The following is a 2,825-nucleotide window of genomic DNA, read 5'->3' as shown; positions in this document are numbered from 1 at the left end:
GGTCAGGCGGGGCGGGAGCGGACGGAGGCCGCGAAGCCGGGCAGCCGGTCGACGCCCCAGAACTTCTCGTAGCCGTCGATGAAGAACGGCACCCCGAAGACGCCGTCGCGGTAGAGCGAGTTCAGCGCCTCCAGGCCGCGCGCGCGGACGTCCGGGTCGTCGCAGGCGCCCGCCAGCCGCTGCCGGTCGAGCCCCAGCCGTTCGCCGATCCGGGCGATGACCTCCGGGTCGGAGATGTCCTCGCCCAGCTCCCAGCGCGCCCGGTAGACGTGGTCGACGAACTCCCGCCCGGCGCCCAGCTCCTCGGCCACGAGGTAGGCCAGGTGGGAGACATCCCAGCGCGGCTCGCGGTCCACCGGCCAGACCAGCGGGAGCTCGCGCTCGCGGGCCAGTCGGCGGACGTCCTGCAGGATGTACAGGTGCTTCTCCCGCGACATCGGGACGTACGGCAACTCGACTCCGAGCGCCGCCAGTTCGCGGGTGGCCGCCTCGTCCGGCTCCCAGAAGGGCAGCCAGTCGACGCGGTCGGCGACGTCCTTGTGGACGTCCACGAGGTCCCGGTAGGCCATCCACGAGTAGGGGCTGCGGAACGAGAAGTACCAGCGAGGCCGTCTGCGGGCCATCACCGCCTCCAATGCGAGTCTGTGCCGTCCCGGGCGTGCCCGACGGGCGCGGTGACCCGCCCGTCGGATGCGACGCCCGTCAGATGGTGATTCCGCCGTCGATCTGGAGCACCGCGCCGGTGATGTAGGCGGCGCGGTCGGAGACCAGGTACGAGACGAGGTCGGCGACCTCCTCCGCCGTGCCCATGCGGCGCAGCGGGATCGACTTCGTGGCCTCCTTGCGGGCCTTGTCGTTCATCTCCGCGACCATGTCGGTGTCGATGAAGCCCGGCGCGACCGTGTTGACCCGGATGCCGGACCGGCCGACCTCCTTCGCCAGCGAGCGGGAGAAGCCGATGATCGCGGCCTTCGACGCCGAGTAGTTCGTCTGGGTCGCGTGCCCGTAGACACCGGCCACCGAGGAGATGTTGACGATCACGCCCGAGCGGCGCTTCATCATCTCGAACACCACGGCGCGGCAGAGGTGGTAGACGCCGTCCAGGTTGGTGTCGAGCACCTGGTGCCACTGCTCGTCCTCCATCAGGACAAGCGGGTTGTCCCGGGTGATGCCGGCGGCGGTCACCGCCGCGTCGACCGGGCCCAGTTCGGCCTCCACCTCCGCGACGAACCCGCGGACGGCGTCGCCGTCGGCGACGTCGACCCGGCGGGCGAGTACCCGGCCGCCGTGCTCGCCGGCCTCCTTGACCAGCAGCTCGGCCGCCTCACTGTTCGCGCGGTAGCAGAACGCGACATCAAACCCGTCCCTGGCGAGGGCCAGGACGGTCGCCCGACCGATGCCGCGCGAACCGCCGGTGACCACCGCCACCCGCCTGCTGTCCTCTTCCACGACCGGCTCCCCGGCCGATTCCCTTGCCGATTCCATGATCTCGTCAACTCGTCTCGGGTCGCAGTACACGGGCGGGTCGGAACGCCATGGTGATCCGCCCGACGGACATCACCGTCCGGCCGCCCACCAGCGACTCGCCCTCGAACATCACGGTCTCGCCGACCCGGCGCTCCTGCCGCACCCGGTGCTCCAGCACCTGGCCGGGCAGCACCGGGTGGTGGAACTCGACGCCGCTCATCCCGCCGAAGAGCATCACGTCGCCCTCCAGCACGTCGGGGTTGGGCGACTCCCAGGTGGCCAGCACGCCGGCGGACTGGCACCACGACTCCACCAGCAGCGTGCCGGGGTAGCCGAACGCGGTGGCGTCCGCCGCCGGGTCGGCGGCGCGGCCGGACGAACCGGCGCCGTACCAGGGCTCGTTGCAGCTGACCGCCTTGTGGGCGACCAGAGAGCGCTCCGGCTCCACGGACAGCACGCGGTCGACGAGCAGCATCGGGAAGCGGTGCGGCAGCCGGCCGCGGATCTCCGTCTGGTCGGCCACGGCCGCCGCCGGCTCGGTCGCCGCGCTGCCCGGTGCGGTGCCGGGCGCGGTGTCCGGTTCGCTGCCCGCTTCGGTGCCCGGCGCGGTGTAGCGGAGGCGGACCGAGGCGGCGTCGCCGCGCTGCGAGCGCACCTTCGCCCGGCACCGCCACCCGGTGTCGTCCCGTTTCCACTCCAGCACCGCCGTCAGCTCGTCGCCGGGGAACACCGGTCCGGTGAAACGGGTGGACTCGATCTGCCGCAGCACCAGCCGTCCGTCCGCCGGGGCGTCTGCCGTGGCGTCTGCCGGGGCATCTGCCGTGGGCAGCGAGCCGGCCGAGGCCAGCGCGCCCAGGTGGACCACTTCCACCAGGCACACGCCGGGGAAGATCGGGAAGCCCGGGTAGTGGCCCGGCAGCACCGTCTCCCCTGGCGCGACGGTGAAGCCCACCCGGGTCGTGAGGGGGCTGTCGCCGGGCTCCGCCGGCAGTACACGGACCGGGCCGTCGACCGGGCTCACCGCCCGGCCGACCACACCGGTCACCGTCGGGACGGACATCAGGCCGCCTGCAGCTTTCCGGCCAGCAGGTCGTACGCGCTCTGGAGGTCGACGATCCGCTTCAGCTCCGACTCCGGCAGCTTGATGCCGTACTTCTTCTCCAGGACGACCACAACCTCAAGGGCCATGAGGGAGTCGACCTCGAGGTCGTCGACAAACTTGGCGTCGTCGGTCACGTCGGCGGTGTCGACGTCCAGCACGCCGGCGACTGTCTCGCGCAGCTCTTCCTTGTCCAGCATGGTGGTGCCTCTCTGTTGCGGTGTCGCGGTGTCGCGGTGTCGCGGTCGGGGGTCGGGGT

Annotated in this window: 4 protein-coding genes; all 4 read right to left on the bottom strand. The window is 71.9% G+C overall.

What is annotated here, in order from left to right; all coding sequences use genetic code 11:
* Positions 1 to 2: 2 nt before the first annotated feature.
* Positions 3 to 623: a 2-hydroxychromene-2-carboxylate isomerase gene (locus tag GL263_RS24560; protein WP_182857934.1), complete on the bottom strand. Its 621-nt coding sequence runs from the start codon at positions 621 to 623 to the stop codon at positions 3 to 5.
* Between the two features lie 79 nt (positions 624 to 702).
* Positions 703 to 1,485, bottom strand: coding sequence for a 3-oxoacyl-[acyl-carrier-protein] reductase (gene fabG, locus GL263_RS24555; protein ID WP_182857933.1), 783 nt, complete (start codon positions 1,483 to 1,485; stop codon positions 703 to 705).
* Positions 1,486 to 1,492: 7 nt separating this feature from the next.
* Positions 1,493 to 2,527, bottom strand: a complete 1,035-nt coding sequence (locus tag GL263_RS28645; RefSeq protein WP_228456798.1) for a 3-hydroxyacyl-ACP dehydratase FabZ family protein — start codon at positions 2,525 to 2,527, stop codon at positions 1,493 to 1,495.
* Positions 2,527 to 2,825: acyl carrier protein (locus GL263_RS24540; protein WP_323379546.1), on the bottom strand; the 299-nt coding region annotated here is incomplete at its 5' end. The genes GL263_RS28645 and GL263_RS24540, both read right to left, overlap by 1 nt.

Source organism: Streptomyces durbertensis (assembly GCF_014156695.1).
Lineage (GTDB): Bacteria > Actinomycetota > Actinomycetes > Streptomycetales > Streptomycetaceae > Streptomyces > Streptomyces durbertensis.
The sequence above is the reverse complement of the archived record's forward strand: the minus strand, read 5'-3'. Positions and strand labels throughout refer to the sequence as shown.